This is a genomic window from Gammaproteobacteria bacterium, assembly GCA_021647245.1.
Lineage (GTDB): Bacteria > Pseudomonadota > Gammaproteobacteria > RBG-16-57-12 > RBG-16-57-12 > JAFLJP01.
Map to the genome: position 1 here is coordinate 1 of JAKIVC010000063.1, position 2,588 is coordinate 2,588.

Here is a 2,588-nt window from a genome sequence, read left to right on the forward strand (position 1 = left end):
AGCCGTGTGCGTAAATAGCGCAAGCACGGTTCTGAGAGGGGTGTGGTAACAATGGTAGAAGCAGGAAATCGGCCGTGTGATGGCCATCATGATCCTGATAAAGCTAGAGGAACCCATCTACTCGACCTACCATTGAAATTAGTAGATGGTAAGCAGGCATAACAAGAGCTAGACTTAAACCTTGGCAAGGGTGTGGCTCAAGGGGTCGATCATCGCAAGATTAACTCGACTTTGAAAAGGGGTCAAGTCTTTACATTAATTATTTTAACAGATTCATCAACTTTAGAAAGGGTAGTGGTTTTCCATCGATGTTTGTCCAGCGCCCTGCTGATTTTCCTCTAATTCCAGGCTCTTTTTTACCCTAATTTTCCGGATTCAACCACACTTCACTGACGGCGGCCCAATGTCGTTAGCTCTTCGCCGTTGTGACGTTGGGCTGGGGGTGATGCATTGGATTCCACTGTGTTGATGACTTTCATTGTACCCATCGACAAAATGAGCTACCCATGCACGGCAGAAGTACAGATATTGCAGGAGCAAACTATTTTTCTTTGATTAAAAATCTTGGCAAATATCCAAGATAGCATTACAGTGAATCAACATTTTTTCACAAATCACCGCGCAAGTGCGCTCTGTTGCCAGTGTTTATGTCGGTTGTCTAGGTGCGCCATGGTAGTGCCGAATGCGCACCATAATAATGCGTGATAGGCTGGGGCAGCGTGATTTCGATGAAACAGATTGATATTTAAGACTAATTTTTTTGGCGCACATCCTGCTACAAAAAGATTTATACTCAAGGACGCTCTGAGTAACTCGGGTTGATTTTAAGCTAAGCTGAAATTGATCATGACTTGTTTAGAACTTCCTCAATAATTACACTTGAAAATTTAACAACCCTTCTGGAGGAACAGAATGTCTGTAAATATCGTCCTGGATATGATCAAGGAAAACGATGTTAAATACGTTGATTTCCGCTTCACTGATACCCGCGGCAAGGAGCAACATGTTACGTTTCCTGCCAGCACTATCGATGAAGAGTCTCTGCTGGCTGGCAACATGTTTGACGGCTCATCCATCGCTGGTTGGAAAGGCATCAATGAATCTGACATGATTTTAATGCCTGACTGCACAACGGCGGTAATGGACCCCTTCTTTGAAGAGTCAACTCTGATCCTTCGTTGTGACATCGTTGAGCCCACCACCATGCAGGGCTACGAGCGTGACCCACGTTCAGTCGCCAAGCGTGCAGAAGCCTACCTGAAGTCCACGGGCATTGCTGATGCGGCATTCTTCGGCCCTGAGCCAGAGTTTTTCATTCTTGATGATGTGCGCTGGGGCTCTAGCATGAGCGGCAGCTTTGTAAAAATTGATTCAGATGAAGCCGAGTGGAATTCTGAAAAAGTATTTGAAGATGGCAATATTGGCCATCGTCCTGGTATCAAAGGCGGCTATTTCCCAGTGCCACCGGTTGATGCACTGCACGACATTCGTGCTGCTATGTGTGAAACCATGGAGCAGATGGGCCTTAAAATTGAAGTACATCACCATGAAGTAGCCACTGCTGGCCAGTGTGAAATCGGTGTTGCATTCAATACTCTGGTTAATAAGGCGGATGAAGTTCAAATCCACAAATATGCGATTCATAATATCGCCCACATCTATGGAAAAACGGCGACTTTCATGCCGAAGCCAATTGTAGGTGATAACGGCTCGGGTATGCACGTGCATATGTCGCTGGCAAAAGATGGTCAAAATATATTTGCCGGTGACGGCTATGGCGGCCTCTCTGAGACTGCGCTTTTCTACATCGGCGGTATCATTAAGCATGCTCGCGCACTGAACGCACTGACTAACGCTTCTACCAATTCATACAAGCGCTTGGTACCTGGCTTTGAAGCACCTGTTATGCTGGCATACTCTGCGCGTAATCGCTCAGCTTCTATTCGTATTCCTTACGTTACCAACCCAAAGGGTCGTCGTGTAGAGCTGCGTTTCCCTGATTGTACCGCCAACCCATACCTGGCCTTCGCAGCCATGATGATGGCCGGTCTTGACGGTATCCAGAACAAGATCCACCCTGGCGAAGCGATGGATAAAGATCTCTACGACCTGCCACCTGAAGAGGAAGCTGAGATCCCAACCGTGGCCCATTCACTGGATCAGGCTCTCGAGGAGCTGGACAATGATCGCGCTTTCTTGACTGCGGGTGGTGTTTTCACCGACGACATGATTGATGCCTACATCAAGCTGAAGATGGAAGAGGTGACTCAACTGCGTATGACCACACATCCTGTTGAGTTTGAGCTGTACTACAGCTGCTAAGTTGTATTGGCCAGGTTGCTTCGTGCGATCTGTTTCAGTATGGTTATACCCTAGGAAGCCCCCTTTATTGGGGGCTTTTTATTTTTAGGCGTTGTGTTACAAAAGCGGATTCGCTATGCTCGATTGATGCGCACAATACTCATTCGTCCCTAATAAAGGTTGAAACCACCGCCTTTAGGCGGTCAGATTTATCTGCGATACTGTAACTAAGCACAGAGGGGGTGTTGTGTTATGGAGTATCGTTACGGTAGTCATACAGTTTATAA

1 protein-coding gene is annotated in these 2,588 nt (G+C 46.7%); it reads left to right on the plus strand.

All coding sequences use genetic code 11. From position 1 onward, the window contains the following. Positions 1–912 precede the first annotated feature (912 nt). Positions 913–2,322: a glutamate--ammonia ligase gene (gene glnA, locus L3J94_12120; GenBank protein MCF6219468.1), complete on the plus strand. Its 1,410-nt coding sequence runs from the start codon at positions 913–915 to the stop codon at positions 2,320–2,322. Positions 2,323–2,588: the final 266 nt, after the last annotated feature.